General features: G+C 37.4%; 14 protein-coding genes and 2 pseudogenes. 12 read left to right on the forward strand and 4 right to left on the reverse strand.

Annotation, left to right across the window (positions count from 1 at the left end; genetic code table 11):
• Positions 1-718 precede the first annotated feature (718 nt).
• From ACFCYJ_RS01105 to ACFCYJ_RS01150, 10 genes are all read left to right on the forward strand, one after another.
• Positions 719-2,089 carry a G5 domain-containing protein gene (locus ACFCYJ_RS01105; RefSeq protein ID WP_376069534.1) on the forward strand — a complete coding sequence of 457 codons (1,371 nt, stop codon included), beginning with the start codon at positions 719-721 and terminating at the stop codon, positions 2,087-2,089.
• 18 nt (positions 2,090-2,107) lie between these two features.
• Positions 2,108-3,778, forward strand: coding sequence for a GspE/PulE family protein (locus ACFCYJ_RS01110; protein ID WP_376069537.1), 1,671 nt, complete (start codon positions 2,108-2,110; stop codon positions 3,776-3,778).
• A gap of 14 nt (positions 3,779-3,792) precedes the next feature.
• On the forward strand, positions 3,793-4,842 hold the full coding sequence (locus tag ACFCYJ_RS01115; RefSeq protein WP_376069540.1) for a type IV pilus twitching motility protein PilT: 1,050 nt from the start codon (positions 3,793-3,795) through the stop codon (positions 4,840-4,842).
• On the forward strand, positions 4,839-6,044 hold the full coding sequence (locus ACFCYJ_RS01120) for a type II secretion system F family protein (RefSeq protein WP_376069543.1): 1,206 nt from the start codon (positions 4,839-4,841) through the stop codon (positions 6,042-6,044). Before ACFCYJ_RS01115 ends, ACFCYJ_RS01120 begins: the two co-directional genes overlap by 4 nt.
• Before the next feature lie 112 nt (positions 6,045-6,156).
• Positions 6,157-6,591, forward strand: a complete 435-nt coding sequence (locus ACFCYJ_RS01125; protein WP_376069545.1) for a prepilin-type N-terminal cleavage/methylation domain-containing protein — start codon at positions 6,157-6,159, stop codon at positions 6,589-6,591.
• 104 nt (positions 6,592-6,695) lie between these two features.
• A complete protein-coding gene (gene pilM, locus ACFCYJ_RS01130; RefSeq protein WP_376069548.1) occupies positions 6,696-7,667 on the forward strand; it encodes a type IV pilus biogenesis protein PilM in 972 nt (323 codons plus the stop codon).
• Complete coding sequence (locus ACFCYJ_RS01135) at positions 7,667-8,260, forward strand: PilN domain-containing protein (protein ID WP_376069551.1); 594 nt, start codon at positions 7,667-7,669, stop codon at positions 8,258-8,260. Before pilM ends, ACFCYJ_RS01135 begins: the two co-directional genes overlap by 1 nt.
• Positions 8,257-8,982: a potassium transporter gene (locus ACFCYJ_RS01140; RefSeq protein WP_376069554.1), complete on the forward strand. Its 726-nt coding sequence runs from the start codon at positions 8,257-8,259 to the stop codon at positions 8,980-8,982. The genes ACFCYJ_RS01135 and ACFCYJ_RS01140 overlap by 4 nt, the downstream gene beginning before the upstream one ends.
• Positions 8,983-9,334: 352 nt before the next feature.
• Positions 9,335-10,087 (forward strand): prepilin peptidase, encoded by a 753-nt coding sequence (locus ACFCYJ_RS01145; protein ID WP_376069556.1) that lies wholly within the window; start codon positions 9,335-9,337, stop codon positions 10,085-10,087.
• 87 nt (positions 10,088-10,174) lie between these two features.
• Positions 10,175-10,897 carry a gamma-glutamyl-gamma-aminobutyrate hydrolase family protein gene (locus ACFCYJ_RS01150; RefSeq protein ID WP_376069559.1) on the forward strand — a complete coding sequence of 241 codons (723 nt, stop codon included), beginning with the start codon at positions 10,175-10,177 and terminating at the stop codon, positions 10,895-10,897.
• 396 nt (positions 10,898-11,293) lie between these two features.
• Here the strand turns inward: ACFCYJ_RS01150 and lexA are convergent, their stop codons facing one another.
• On the reverse strand, positions 11,294-11,911 hold the full coding sequence (lexA, locus tag ACFCYJ_RS01155; RefSeq protein ID WP_376069561.1) for a transcriptional repressor LexA: 618 nt from the start codon (positions 11,909-11,911) through the stop codon (positions 11,294-11,296).
• Positions 11,912-12,073: 162 nt separating this feature from the next.
• Between lexA and yneA the strand changes: the two genes are divergently transcribed.
• Positions 12,074-12,391: a cell division suppressor protein YneA gene (gene yneA, locus ACFCYJ_RS01160; RefSeq protein WP_376069564.1), complete on the forward strand. Its 318-nt coding sequence runs from the start codon at positions 12,074-12,076 to the stop codon at positions 12,389-12,391.
• Positions 12,388-13,053, forward strand: a complete 666-nt coding sequence (locus tag ACFCYJ_RS01165; RefSeq protein WP_376069567.1) for a YneB family resolvase-like protein — start codon at positions 12,388-12,390, stop codon at positions 13,051-13,053. The genes yneA and ACFCYJ_RS01165 overlap by 4 nt, the downstream gene beginning before the upstream one ends.
• Before the next feature lie 183 nt (positions 13,054-13,236).
• Here the strand turns inward: ACFCYJ_RS01165 and def are convergent, their stop codons facing one another.
• The 3 genes and pseudogenes from def to ACFCYJ_RS01180 all read right to left on the reverse strand — a co-directional run.
• Entirely contained in the window at positions 13,237-13,815 is a 579-nt protein-coding gene (gene def, locus ACFCYJ_RS01170) for a peptide deformylase (RefSeq protein WP_376069570.1), read from the reverse strand.
• A pseudogene (locus tag ACFCYJ_RS01175) lies at positions 13,808-13,960 on the reverse strand (helix-turn-helix transcriptional regulator). Before ACFCYJ_RS01175 ends, def begins: the two are co-directional and overlap by 8 nt.
• A gap of 100 nt (positions 13,961-14,060) precedes the next feature.
• Positions 14,061-14,483, reverse strand: a pseudogene (locus ACFCYJ_RS01180) (DJ-1/PfpI family protein); the annotation flags it as partial.
• Between the last annotated feature and the right edge of the window lie 109 nt (positions 14,484-14,592).

Genomic DNA, 14,592 nt, shown 5'->3' on the forward strand with positions numbered 1-14,592 from the left:
ATTTGTCTTCTTAGTAATGACATTATTTTCACAACAAACAGGTAGCTTTAGAGAAGCTTATAGAGCAATACTGTCTATGACGATTGATGGAATGGGGTTCCTACTGATGAGGCGGTATTGAGAAAGTAATAGAAAAGGGTTATTTAGAATGTCTGGAATGAAATCAGATTTTCTAAATAACCCTTATTTTAATATTGGTTAAAACTTTTATAAGTATAGTTTTGGCTATTACCACGGACTGCAGTTAGAATTGTTCGTTTGCAGAACTGCCGCCAAGTTTATATGCGAGCCAACTCTATACATAATTATGTTTTGTTTTGAATAGAAAAAGCCTTTAGTACGATCTCTTGTTGAGAATAGAAAGAGGGTACTATTTGAATTTTCAAATGCAACCTTTCCTATTGATTTATCTTTGATACCCTAACTTAATAGTCTTTTCTATCTAGAACGGTTGATTCGATAAGTATACATCGAAAGTTGTGTAGGGGTATATACCCTAATTTTATAGTCTATAAAACTCATTGACAACATTTTAATAGTGATTACAATATCATACTTATAAAATATAAGTTCACTAAATTTTAACTATTTTAGGGACGTAAGACTCATTTTAAAATGTAATTTGTGTTGTATTGTGAATGCATGGATAAAAAGTAATTGTAATATGTGAGTAAATAGACATTTGTTTTTTGACTATATTTGTAAAGGTGATGGGGCTATGAAATTATACTTGAAGTTAGGCGCAATGGTAGCTGTTCTAATCATCTTATTAACAGTTTGGGTACCTAATATAATCGTAGATCGAGCACTGGCTAGAGGTGATGAATCTACAATCGGTGGGATAGCAGTTAAGGATTTAGAGGATGGTGATATTGAAAATGCTTTACAAGAGGCCATTCATACTTGGCAAGACACTCCTGTTAGCGTAGAAGGGGCCAATATTACGATTTCACTGGATCCAAAATTGTTTGTATTTGATGTAGAGAGTTCTATGGCTGAATATCATAGTTTAACAGACAAGTCTTGGTTTGCTTTTTGGGAGCAAGGACAAGCGGTACATATACCCTTACATGTGGAAGTAGATCATCAGGTGAAGAAGCAGCTTGAGGCTACTGGTGTATGGGAGGTTGAAGCGACCTTGAATGCGATTATCACTCAAGTTTCCTCTTTAAAAAGTCATAAAATCACTGCAACAGTTGCAGATACTCATTTAATAGAAGCGGAGCGTTTGGCTCTATCGATTGAGAAAATACCTACAAATGCAATAGGTGTTGATAAACTAACGAATATGCTAAATGATTCTATTATTTTACCGGAAGTGCCGTTTTCTTATTTAACAACGATAGAAGAAAAATATGACGAAGCAAATAGTGAAGCCATTAATTTCGTAGCCTCCATGCTTTATCATGCTGCTCTTCAAACCGATTATGAGATTTCAGAGAGAAATTCCCAAGAAGAGAAGCCAAATTATTTACAGCAAGGTTTGGATGCGAGGGTAAATCGTGCGTTAGATAAAGATTTTCAATTTATAAACCGTTCTGATCAATCGAATATGTTAAAACTCACAGTAGAAGGTGATTCTTTAAAAGTGGAATTACTAGCTCAAAAAAAAGAAAAAGAAATCTCTGTTCGAGTTAGTAAAGATAAGATCATACAACCACGGGTCATAATTCGCTATTCTAAAGACTTACCAGTAGGCAGCGAAGAGGTTCTCCAAGAAGGTCAAGAAGGCGTAAGGGTCGAAGTTTATCGCTCGGTTTTAGAAAATGGTAACACTACGGAGGAACTAGTCAGCCGTGACTATTATCCACCAGTTAATAAAATCATTGTGAAATCTTCAAGACAGCCTGATGTTCCAGAAAATGATAGTGAAAAAATAGAAACTTCCGACTCGAATGATCCTGATTTAAACATGGATTTAGACGGAGATGGATTACCAGATACACAATCTGAAAATGAAAAATCCGGCAATAATGCTGCAGAAACCAATAAAGATACATCTGCAAATACTTCAAAAGACCCAAATGATCCTGAGATTGTATATGGCTACTATGATAAAGGTGGGAATTTTATACAAACAAGCCCATAAAGAGAGGAGCAACCGTGAATGGTCGTAAAAACTGGGCGAAAGCGCTTAGGTGATTTACTTGTTGAATCTGGAGTAATAACAAATGTGCAATTAGAATTTGCGCTTACTAACAAAACAAAAGATGAGAAATTAGGCGATTTTCTCATAAAAGAAAATATTTTAACCGAGCAACAGTTAATCGAAGTACTAGAGTTTCAGCTAGGAATCCCGCACATCCATTTGAATCAATATTCAATAAGTCCGGACTTACTTCAACTTGTTCCAGCTGAACTCGCTAAACGAACAAATATTATTCCAATTCGTCGTGAAAAAAATAAACTTTTCATCGCGATGGCTGACCCGATGGATTATTTTGCGATTGAGGAAGTACGTATGGCGACAGGCTGCCAAATCGAAACAAGTATTGCAGCTAAGGATGACTTATACCGTACCCTAACGAAATACTATGATTTACAAGAGTCTATGGAAGCTGCATTGCTCGACATTGGCGCGACAGTTGCTGAAACACAAGAGGAAATTGAACGAGAGGATTCTCCGATTGTCCGATTAGTTAATCAGATCATTGCGAACGGAGTTGCCCAACGAGCGAGCGATATCCACTTTGACCCACAGGAGACGGATTTAAGGGTTCGCTATCGAGTGGATGGTGTATTGAGAACCGAGCGCTCGTTACCGAAACATATGCAAAATATAATATTAGCGCGTATCAAAATTATGGGGAATTTGAATATCACGGAAAATCGAATTCCTCAAGATGGACGTATTAAAACGAATGTTAATTTCAAGCCAGTAGATATTCGACTTTCGACTCTTCCAACTGTTTATGGAGAAAAAGTCGTCATGCGTATTTTGGACTTAAGCAGTGTAGCCAATTCAATTGAGAAGCTTGGCTTTACAGAGCAAAACGAAGCCCTTTTCCGAAACATGATTGACAATCCTAATGGTATTTTGCTAATAACGGGCCCTACAGGATCTGGGAAATCATCTACATTATATGCGGCCTTAAGCGACTTGAATGAAGAAGATGTAAACATCATTACAGTAGAAGATCCAGTGGAATATCAGCTCGATGGTATAAACCAAATTCAAGTGAAAGAAGAAGTAGGTTTAACATTTGCGGCTGGATTGCGTTCCATTTTGCGTCAAGACCCAGATATAGTAATGATAGGTGAAATAAGGGATTTTGAAACAGCACAAATAGCAGTACGTGCCTCGTTAACAGGGCATTTAGTTTTAAGTACGTTACATACAAATAGTGCAGTTGAGTCAATTTCTCGACTTCAGGATATGGGGATAGAACCATTTTTATTATCCTCTTCACTAGTAGGAATTATGGCGCAGCGCTTAGTACGACGTATTTGTCGAGACTGCGGAGAAGACTATACTTTTACGAAGCACGAATTAGAAATAATGCATAAGAACGGCATTGATGGTGTTACACATGGAAGACGTGGAAGAGGCTGTCCGTCGTGTAATCAAACAGGGTATCGTGGACGGATGGCTATTCATGAAATTTTACCAATCGATCGCAATATTAAAGAAATGATTTTAAGTCGAAGTAGCGATAGTGCGATGCGAGATTATATGAAACAAGAAGGCTATTACACATTACTGGTAGATGGGTTGTTAAAAGTAGTAGAAGGACAAACAACCACTTCAGAAGTATTGCGTGTAGCAAATGCAGATTAGGATGTGAATCGTTCATGACAACATGTAGAAATATTAATGAGCTATTAACACGCGCATTTGAAGAAAAAGCGTCTGACCTTCATTTAACAAAGGGGATCCCACCCGTCTATCGTATCCATGGACAACTAGAACATTATGGGAGTGAACTCCTAACTTCTGAAGAATTACAGACAATGGTGAAAACCATTTTACCTGAGCATAAATTACAAGAGTTTCAAGATAAAGGGGAAACTGATTTTAACTATTCATTGCCTGGGAAATGTCGCTTTCGTGTAAATGCTTATCATCAACGACATGAAGTGACAATAGCTGCCCGTTTGATTGAAGCAAAAATTCCTTCCATTGAATCGTTAAATATGCCACAGATACTGTATCAATTAGCAGAAAAACCACAGGGTCTTATTTTAGTAACAGGTCCAACAGGTTCTGGTAAATCTACAACGCTTGCTGCAATGATTGATCATATTAATGAAACAAAATCAAAGCATATTATAACGCTTGAGGACCCAATTGAATATTTACATACACATAAAAAATCCATTATCAATCAACGTGAAGTAGGGGTTGATACTCAGAGCTTTGCCAATGGTTTGCGTGCTGCTCTTCGTCAAGACCCTGACCTTATTTTAGTAGGCGAGATGCGTGACTACGAAACGATTTCAACAGCTATCACAGCTGCAGAAACGGGCCATTTAGTGATGGCGACATTACATACAAGTAGTGCTCCGACTACGATTGATCGTATTATAGATGTTTTTCCACCACATCAGCAGGGACAGATTCGTGTGCAACTAGCCAATGTTTTAGTGGGCATTATTTCACAGCGTTTATTTGTACGTAAGGATGCCAAGGGGCGAATTGCTGCTACTGAAATATTAGTACAAGCACCATCTATTTCAAATTTAATTCGAAATGAAAAGGTTCATCAAATTCCTACTGTTATGCAGACGAGTAAAGCTTTAGGTATGCATACTTTGGAATCTTCTATGCAGCAGCTAATCGCCATGGGGGAAATTTCTTTGGAAGACGCAAGACCATATATGAATGCGGGGGATTATAATTGACCGTTTTTCGATATAGTGGACGCACAAAAACAGGTGCACACAAAAAAGGAAATATTGACGCGACCAACAAAATAGTGGCACTTGAAAAATTACGAGCGCAAGGCATTAATGCCCGTGAGTTGGAAGAGTCTAAAAGCATTTTACACAAAGACTTAAATATTGGCAGTAAAGTAAAGCATCAGGATTTCGTTATTTACTGTCGTCAATATGCAACACTAATCCGTGCTGGCGTTTCAATTGTAGAGGCAACACATATTTTAAGTACACAAACGAAAAGTAAAGCATTAAAAAAAGCATTAGAGCAAGTAGAAGAAGATATACGTGGGGGTACAACGTTTTCAGATGCAGCAGTCAAGCATCCAAAGGTTTTTCCAGTAATGTTTATAAATATGATGCGCTCTGGTGAGGCAACAGGGAATATCGATGAGACGCTAGAGCGTTTAGCAGGGACACTTGAAAAACAATTCAAAATTAAGAAGAAAGTACAATCAGCATTAACATATCCAGCTATTTTATCTGTGCTAACAATCGCTGTAGGGATGTTCCTAATGATATTTATCGTTCCAACGTTTATGGCTACTTTTGAAGAAATGGACATGGAAATGCCAATATTAACGGTTATTGTTGTAAATATTTCGGATTGGCTAATAGCATACTGGTATTTTGCAATTGGGATTCTCATATTGTCGATTCTTCTATTTCGATTTTTCTATAAAAATAATAAGCAATTTCATTACAATGTGAATTATGCATTATTGCGAATACCTGTATTTGGTATTTTAATGCAAAAAAATGTAATCGCCCGTATGACCAGAACCTTATCATCTCTGTTCAGTAGTTCAGTGCCAATTCTACATGCACTGACAATTGTCGAGAAAGTTGTAGGGAATCCAGTTGTAGGGAAGGTTGTACTGGAGGCAAGAGATAACCTAGAAAAAGGCGGTACATTATCTGAGCCACTAGAAAAAAGTTGGCTATTCCCGCCTTTAGTAACCCAAATGACATCTATCGGGGAAAAAACAGGTTCTCTTGATTATATGCTCGAAAAGATAGCGGATTTTTATGAGGAAGAAGTAGATCGCTCCGTTGATACATTAAAATCGCTCGTAGAACCATTAATGATACTAGTTTTAGCAGCAGTTGTCGGTGTGATTGTCGCAGCAATTTTCCTACCAATGTTCGCATTATATGAAAATATGTAAGCGTACTAACTTTAAAGGGGGTGGTATAGAAAAGACGGTAGTAGTAGTTGTTGTTGTAGGTGTACATATTTTCGGACTAATCATAACAATTATTTTTTAAGGAGGAACATCGATGTTCAAAAAATTCATGAACAAAAAACTATTAAAAAATCAAAAAGGTTTAACGTTAATCGAGCTATTAGCTGTAATCGTAATTCTAGCGATTGTTGCGGCGATAGCTATTCCGGCGATTGGAAACATAATTGAAAATAGCCGTGTAAAAGGTGCTAAATCAGATGCAGCAAATTTAATAAGTGCGGCAAATATTTATTATACAGATAATACTAATCCTACAGCAACATTCACAAATTCAACACCTAAATTATCTGATTATATAAAAGATATAGGTACCGTCGATACATTCACGGTTACTCGTGAAGGGAAAATTACAGTAACTAAAGGTACTGCAGGCGGAAAAGAATATAAAATTGATGCAGCAACATTAAAAGAATTAGAAGTTGATAAACCTGCTACTGATGATGGTAAGTTTTCATGGATTTCGAAATAAACCCTCGCAACTCACTCAGAGGCGTAGTTTAATCTACGCTTCTGGTTGGGAAATGGATGGTTAATTCATTAAAACCTTAAGTATAAAAGGAGGCATCTTTTCACATGTTTACAAAAAAGAAAAAATCGCATGTGTCGATTGAAATAAAAGATTATATATTGCGTGCGATTGTGGCAAAAGGTGCTGATCCGTCGCAATGGAAAGGCTATGAAATGCCATTAGCACAGGGAATTGTTGAAGGATCTGTTATTCATGATGAAATGGAATTATTTGATGTAATGAAAAATAATGTGGCAAAATGGGCAGGCAAAAAGCAAAATGCGCGTATTTTTGTACCGGATACTTCCGTTTTGTTGAAGAGCTTTGAGCATCCTGATGATATAGAGTGGAATGAATTAAAAGGGTATGTGGAGATGGAGCTTGGTCAGTCCATTCATCTTCCATTCCAAGATCCTCTTATTGATGTATATGACCCAAAACCTAGCGATGGGCAGGCCCTGCTATTTGCAGCACCTTCAGAAGAAGTGACGAAAATGATTGGACTTTTACTCGATGCTACATTAGATCCGCAAGTAGCAGATATCCGTGCATTGTGTAATATTCGTCTGTTAGAGTATTTGCAGTTAATAAAGGATAATCGAACTTATTTAATAGCGGATTGGTCCATCAATGAATTGTCGATTAGTATTTTTTCATATGGTCAGCTTGAATTTTTACGGTATCAATCATTTGATACAGATTTATCGGAATGGAAGTTTGAAGAGATTGAGGAGTTTAGTTTTTCTTATCGTTTAGATGCAGAAGATGATTATCGTATCATACTTACCGATCAAATGCTTGAAATCGATCGTATCATGAATTTTTTTAAGTTTTCCTTACATAAAGGTGAGAAAAGTGTCGATGAGATTATCATTTTAGGAGATAATCCATTACTACCTACGATTAAAGATTTGTTAGAAAATAATTTTCCGACACCGATTATTATGTTAAATGATTCAGTCATTCAGAAATCATTCCCTCAATTTTCAGAGGAATTTGCAAGCTTAATTGGACTTGCATTAAAGGAGGTTAACTAATGGTACCAGAAATTAACCTCTTGCCGAATTTGGAAAAGAAGCATTCAACCCCTACTTCAATATATATAGTATTTATTATTCTTATTGGTATGATAGTAGGATATATGGTTTTCTTGTTTTTCCAAGCAAAAAGTGATCTTACAAAATTAAGTGCGCAGGAAGTGGAGCTTTCATCCCAACACGAACAACTTCAAACTGAGTTAGATGTAAAGCGAAATGTGAACAAAGGCTCATTGGAACAATCTGTACAATTTGTGGAAAAAGTCTCGTATCCAGTGACCCCCTTAATGGATGAAACCCAAGTATTGTTACCGGAGCAAACGTATTTAAGGGATTATGTATTTGGTGAAAAAAATGTTGAAGTTACGGCTGATTTTGAAACAATGTCAACCATATCATCTTATTTAGAAAAGCTAACGGCAAGTCCCTATTTCAATGATATACAGGTTGATACTATTGCTAATTTTGATGTATCTATTGGAAATCAAGAGGAAGAAAGTGTGAAGAACAAGTTTAAGGAAGTGCCACGTTATTCGGCAACGATTACATTAGGAATTGATTTTAAATTTCTCGCTGGAGGTACAGAATCATGACTAGTAGTAAAAATTCAACGATTCTTATCTTAACAGCTTTCATTGCAGCCATTTTATTTGCGCTATATTACTATATAGTAACACCTAAATTAGAAGAAGTGGATGCGAAGGAAAGTTCAATTAACTCCCTTCAACAAGAAATGTCTACTATTCAGAAGCAGATTGCTTTAATTGAAGACAATGGCAAATCAGCTAGTACAAGTAATTTAACATTGCGTAAAAAAGTACCTCAAACTCGAGCTATTGAAGAGGTAATTCGAAATATTGAAGAGATTGAAGCGGTGACGGAAACACGGGTAGAAGCTATGGACTTTAATAATTATGATTCGCTCGTAATGGATTCTACTATGACGGATCCCAACTCGACAAATTCTGAGGAACAGGCTGATACAAAGCAATCTGCAAATGAAGCTGAGGAACAAGCTGTTGCTAAAAATGATGAAACACCTGAAGTGAAAGATAAAATACCAACTGCTACTTTCACTAAAGACTCCTTACCAAAAGAATTAAAACTAGTAACCTTTAGTATTGATGTTGACGCATTGGACAATAAAGCGATGGTTGAGTTTATAAAAGAAATTGAAAAAATTGATCGTGTGATGAAGATTGATGCTATCGATTTCACATCAACTGGAGAGGAAGCAAAATTCCAGGAGGATGCAGATACAACCTTAAAATCTACCATACAAGTAACGACGTTCTATTATGAAGGACAACAATAATTTAACTTCTTTCAGCGGGTGCCTATAAACCTGTACCTGTCGCTACGCTTTCGGTACAAAAGACATTTGCTGAAATAGAGGAACTCAGTCTAAGAACGCCACGTCCTGTGGCAACGACTGAGTGACCAACATCGTGTTGGCCTAAAGCCTCCGGCGGATGTCACGTAATCGGAAAGGAGTTCACATAGGATGTTAGCCTAAAATCATCGCATCCATGCGATAACGGCTAACTGACCTGCATCACGCAGGCCTAAGCACAAAGCCGATTCCAGACGCAATTATGCCGAGGCATAATTGATTGGCGCGCATACTTCAAATGTATGGGCGTCTATTAGTATAGGAGGACATAAAAATGGAGATTGCTTATACAATTACTGTTTTCATATTTGGGCTCGTTTTAGGCTCGTTTTTTAATGTGGTTGGCTTACGTGTGCCCTTGAAGGAGTCCATTGTGCGTCCACCCTCGCATTGTACTTCTTGTAAGAGACAGTTGACGGCGCTTGATTTGGTACCTGTTTTATCTTATTTATTTTTAGGTGGAAAATGCCGTAGCTGTGGGCAAAAAATTTCTTGGATTTATCCATTGATGGAACTTATAACAGGCGTATTATTTGCTTTTGCTTATTGGAAATTAGGCTTTAGTGCAGAGTTTTTTGTAGCGCTATTATTTATTTCATTATTAGTCATTATTGTTGTATCGGATATTGTGTATATGCTTATTCCCGATAAGGTGCAATTATTCTTTTTACCATTGCTAGTTTTTGGACGCGTGATATCTCCTTTGTCTCCGTGGTGGGACAGTATAGTGGGTGCTGTCGTAGGCTTTGGCATATTATATTGTATAGCTGTTCTATCAAGGGGTGGAATGGGTGGAGGCGATATTAAATTATTCTTTTTACTTGGTCTCGTACTCGGCACAATACATGCAATTCTGACGCTATTTTTAGCTTCCGTGATTGGTATGATTGTTGGGATAGCTATGTTAAAGGTACGCGGGCAGGGAAGAAAAACGCCTATACCATTCGGGCCGTCTATTGCTTTAGCGGCGATTATTATCTATTTCTATGGGGATGCGTTGATGGATTGGTATCTCGGATTTTGGTAATTAATCAGGGGGTGCCCTCAATGATTCATCGTCTTCATCAATCAGAGTTAATGCGAGATCAATCTTGTAGATCATGGAGGGGATAAGATGAAACCTATTATCGGTATAACAGCCTTTGTAGAGGATGATTTGTCCTCAAGATTAAATGCCGCCTACAGCAAAAGTATAATTGAAGCTGGGGGTATTCCACTAATAATTCCGCTTGGAGTGGAAGAGGATGTAGCACAAATTTTATCGTTGACGGACGGATTATTACTATCGGGCGGACACGATGTACATCCATTTCTTTTTGGTGCAGAACCTACACCAAAATTAGGGAAGGTTCATCCAGAAAGGGATTCTGTAGAACTGTCCTTAATTGAAGCCGCCTTTATTCGGAAAATGCCGGTTTTCGGAATTTGTCGAGGGATTCAAATGCTAAATGTTGCGTTTGGAGGCACGGTCTATCAAGATATTGAGAGCGAGTATCACAGTCGGAAATTAATAAAGCACATGCAACAAGCGGCACGGGGCGTTACTACACATCATGTTCATCTAACACCTGATACATTATTAACAACGATGATCGATGAAGAAAAAATTGCGGTGAATTCATTTCATCATCAGGCAATAAACGTAGTAGCAGAAAAATTGAAAGTAGTAGCCAAATCAAGTGATGGTATCATTGAAGCGGTAGTACACGAAGATTTACCATTTTGTCTAGCAGTACAGTGGCATCCTGAGGAGCTAGCCATAGCAGGAGATGAAGTATCCAAGAAATTATTTACTGCATTTGTAAAGGCAAGTTTGAAATTTAAGATAGAGGCATAAAACTTGATAAGCGTTTAATGGCATAGATTTTTTTACCTAAGGGCAAGATAACCTTGGTGATAAACATGAAAAAATAGAGTTAGTGTATATAAGTTGATTGGAGTGGAGGCTGGGCGACTCCTTGGGGATTAGCGTCACAGATGAGACCCTGGAGCGAGCAGCGCGAGTGAAGCGGCTCATCGGACGCCCCCAGGAAAGCGCCCAGCCGGAACGGAAATCAACCCACGTTATGGAGATGAGCTGATTTAATTAACTAAAGGCTTTGCTAGGTGTAGAAATCCATTTTAAAGTGGGTTTTTTTAATGTTTAAAATAACACTCAAAAAATAAGAAAAAGAGGTATATGCCCATTTGTGAACATAAAATCCTCTTTTTATACTTTACTATTGAGATACTTTTAATGTACACGACGATAAAGACCTACAACATGTCCCAAAATAGAAACTTGGTCTACGATAATTGGCTCCATTGTTGCGTTTTCAGGCTGTAAACGGAAATGACTTTTTTCCTTAAAGAAACGCTTTACAGTTGCTTCATTCTCTTCAGTCATTGCTACGACAATATCACCATTATCAGCAGTTGCTTTTTGTTTAACAATAACTAAATCTCCGTCTAAAATGCCAGCTTCAATCATTGATTCACCCATAATTTCTAGCATAAATAACTGATCTTCACTTGTACCATAAATATCTGGTAGTGGGAAATATTCATCGATATTTTCAACAGCAGTTATCGGAGAACCTGCAGTAACCTTCCCAACAAGTGGGACATGTATAACATGTTGCTTTTGAATAGAATCCTCCGGCTCTAGAATTTCAATGGCACGTGGCTTAGTTGGGTCGCGTCGAATCAAGCCTTTTTGCTCTAAACGAGCTAAATGTCCATGAACTGTAGAGCTTGAAGCAAGTCCAACTGCTTCACCAATCTCACGTACAGATGGTGGATACCCCTTTGTGCGCACCTCTTCTTTAATGAAATCTAAAATGGCCTCTTGTCTTTTCGAAACTTTTTTCATGATTGCTCACCTCTTTTTTCTAATCATTCTACTTATTAGTAGTATAGCAGAATGCGAACACTTAAGCAAACATAGGTTCGAAAAGTGTTTGACAAAAACGTTTGTTCGCATTATTATAAGAACATATATTCCGAACAAACATTCTCGAAAGGGGTTATAAACATGAACTGGTTTAAAAAAAATCCACATATTACAACTTTATTAGGAGCTTGTCTACTATTTACAGCATATCTTTTTATAACAGACCCAGGCGAGGTTACATACGCTGAAATTGAAATCGAACATGGTGATAGCTTATGGTCGTTAGCCGAACAATACCGTGGTAAAATGAAGTCGGATGAATGGATTAAGCTTGTTAAGGCAGAAAATGAATTATCGAACGTACGAATTATTGCAGGTAAATCTCTAGTGATTCCAGTAGTGGGTGACGACCAACCCAATCCTATAAATTCAATTGAAATTGCGAGAAATGTAAAATGATAACTAAACAACAATCGGCTGTTGTCTATTGCCGTGTGAGTACAGAAAAAGAGACACAAAGCTCCTCGTTAGAGCGTCAGGAGGAGGAGCTAGTACGCTATGCTAAAGAGCAGGGTTACGAAGTGAAGCGTGTTTTTAAGGATAAGCATAGCGGCTATGATGTGGAACGAGAAGGTTTACTAGAAATGCTTGATTTCATAAAAGAAAAAGAAGTTACAGCATTATTTGTGCAGGATGAGACACGCTTAGGACGTGGAAATGCTCGAATGGCCGTGTTGCATTTATTGCAGAAAACTGAAACGAATGTTTTCTCTATGCGAGACGCGGGACCTGTACAATTAAATGAAATGGATACGATGCTCCTAGAAATTTTAGCAATTGTAGAGGAGTACCAGCGCAGAATCCATAATGCTAAAATACGTCGTGGCATGCGTCGTGCTGTTGAAAATGGCTATCGCCCTGAAAACAATTTATCTAATCGAGGGAATCCAAACGGTCAAGAACGAAAAGATGTCCCTGTAGAAGAAATCGTCAAGCTCCGTAATCGAGGCTTCACCTTTGAGGAAATCGCTATGACTCTTAGAGGTCTAGGCTTTGATGTAAGCAAAGCCACTGTCCATAGGAGATATCGGGAACATCAAGAGGGAAACGAAATAAAGTGACGTTTTAATCAGTGGGAGTTTGATCGTCCCGCTGATTTTTTTGGCTCTAGATGGAGATGAAGGACCGAGAAGTGATGGATACAGTCACCGAAGTAAAGGATAGAAGAACTGTAGAGACGGGTTTTACCATCAAAATGATGGGTACAAGGAATAACTATGTTCCATCTATCCTTAAGTAATAAATTAATACAAACTTTCAATAGTCACATTGTCTGGTAGTTTGAATGGATTTTCTTTATTTATTCTGTCATAAAACATGATCCCATTTAAATGATCTATTTCATGTTGCATTAAGATTGAACCGTATCCATTAAATTGAAATATGGCTTCTTGCCCATGTATATCGTATGCTTTGACTTTAATTCTCTCATATCTTGGAACAAATCCACTGACTCTTCTATTAACCGAAAGACATCCTTCCCCCTCAGGTAAATAAATCATGTTTAAAGAGTGACTAATGATTTTTGGATTAATTAACATATATTCATGACTTTTATCTCCATCTTGAAAAAATGCAGCAAACATTCGTTTATTTAGACCAATTTGATTAGCCGATAACCCTGATCCAGGACGCAATTTGTGTTTTTTGGAAAGATCCGGATCTTGGCTATTTCTCAAGTATTGAAGCATGCATAATAAACTATCTTTATCATCTTCTGATACAGGTAACGTAACTTCTTGGGTATTCTTACGTAATATTGCAGCACTCTCTTTAACGAAATCTTTCATTGTTATCATATACGCTGGACGGAACTTACTCATATATAAACACCTCATCTACTTTTCTATTAAGAGCTTTAGCAATTTTAAAGGCTAATTCAAGAGTAGGGTCATACTTATCATTTTCAATACAATTAATGGTTTGTCTTACGACGCCACACTCCCTTGCTAGGGCCTATTGAGTCATTCCTAATTTTTTTCTTCCTCATAAATTCTCTATAATGTTGAAAAACATTTATATCATCTATTACTGTAACTAAGTTTTCATATTAATTAGCGCTATTTCGTTATTCCAGGTACCAACTTTCATCAAAAGAGAGATGGGGGGCTTTACCCACAGTAATGCCAAACTTTATAAAACCTCTACCTCTCGCAATTATTATGTTGCCGTCTTGTACAACTAGTTCTTCAGAGAAATGATTAAGATCAAAGAAACCTAACTTATCCATACCTTCTGGTGATAATCCTACAGTATATTTTTTGTTCTTTAATACTCCAACTTTTGCTAAAAGAGTTGGGCTGCTAGAGATGCTTGCAATGATCGCACCTTTGGCATTTGCATTTCCAATAAAATCAATTAATTTTTGCTCATGTATTAGTAAAGCTATATCCATACACCCAGGTAATATCAGGCTATCGATTTCGTCAAGATTAACTTCACTTATTTGTTTATCGGCTATACAAGATAAACCAGATTCTCCTTTAATTTTTTCACCGTTTAACTTCTTTCAGCGGGTGTTCAAACATCCGCTGAAAGAAGTTAAAGCCTCCGGCGGATGTCACAGAATCGGAAAGGGGTTAACAAAGGATGTTTGCCTA

The sequence above is a fragment of the Lysinibacillus sp. NPDC056232 genome, assembly GCF_042267565.1.
Classification (GTDB): domain Bacteria; phylum Bacillota; class Bacilli; order Bacillales_A; family Planococcaceae; genus Lysinibacillus.

Coding starts and splice junctions, on each gene's coding strand:
- ACFCYJ_RS01165 (WP_376069567.1), top strand. CDS start 12,388: ATGATAACTAAACAACAATCGGCTGTTGTCTATTGCCGTGTGAGTACA.
- def (WP_376069570.1), bottom strand. CDS start 13,815: ATGAGTAAGTTCCGTCCAGCGTATATGATAACAATGAAAGATTTCGTT.
- ACFCYJ_RS01125 (WP_376069545.1), top strand. CDS start 6,157: ATGTTCAAAAAATTCATGAACAAAAAACTATTAAAAAATCAAAAAGGT.
- yneA (WP_376069564.1), top strand. CDS start 12,074: ATGAACTGGTTTAAAAAAAATCCACATATTACAACTTTATTAGGAGCT.
- ACFCYJ_RS01115 (WP_376069540.1), top strand. CDS start 3,793: ATGACAACATGTAGAAATATTAATGAGCTATTAACACGCGCATTTGAA.
- ACFCYJ_RS01140 (WP_376069554.1), top strand. CDS start 8,257: ATGACTAGTAGTAAAAATTCAACGATTCTTATCTTAACAGCTTTCATT.
- ACFCYJ_RS01110 (WP_376069537.1), top strand. CDS start 2,108: ATGGTCGTAAAAACTGGGCGAAAGCGCTTAGGTGATTTACTTGTTGAA.
- ACFCYJ_RS01150 (WP_376069559.1), top strand. CDS start 10,175: ATGAAACCTATTATCGGTATAACAGCCTTTGTAGAGGATGATTTGTCC.
- ACFCYJ_RS01135 (WP_376069551.1), top strand. CDS start 7,667: ATGGTACCAGAAATTAACCTCTTGCCGAATTTGGAAAAGAAGCATTCA.
- lexA (WP_376069561.1), bottom strand. CDS start 11,911: ATGAAAAAAGTTTCGAAAAGACAAGAGGCCATTTTAGATTTCATTAAA.
- ACFCYJ_RS01145 (WP_376069556.1), top strand. CDS start 9,335: ATGGAGATTGCTTATACAATTACTGTTTTCATATTTGGGCTCGTTTTA.
- ACFCYJ_RS01105 (WP_376069534.1), top strand. CDS start 719: ATGAAATTATACTTGAAGTTAGGCGCAATGGTAGCTGTTCTAATCATC.
- pilM (WP_376069548.1), top strand. CDS start 6,696: ATGTTTACAAAAAAGAAAAAATCGCATGTGTCGATTGAAATAAAAGAT.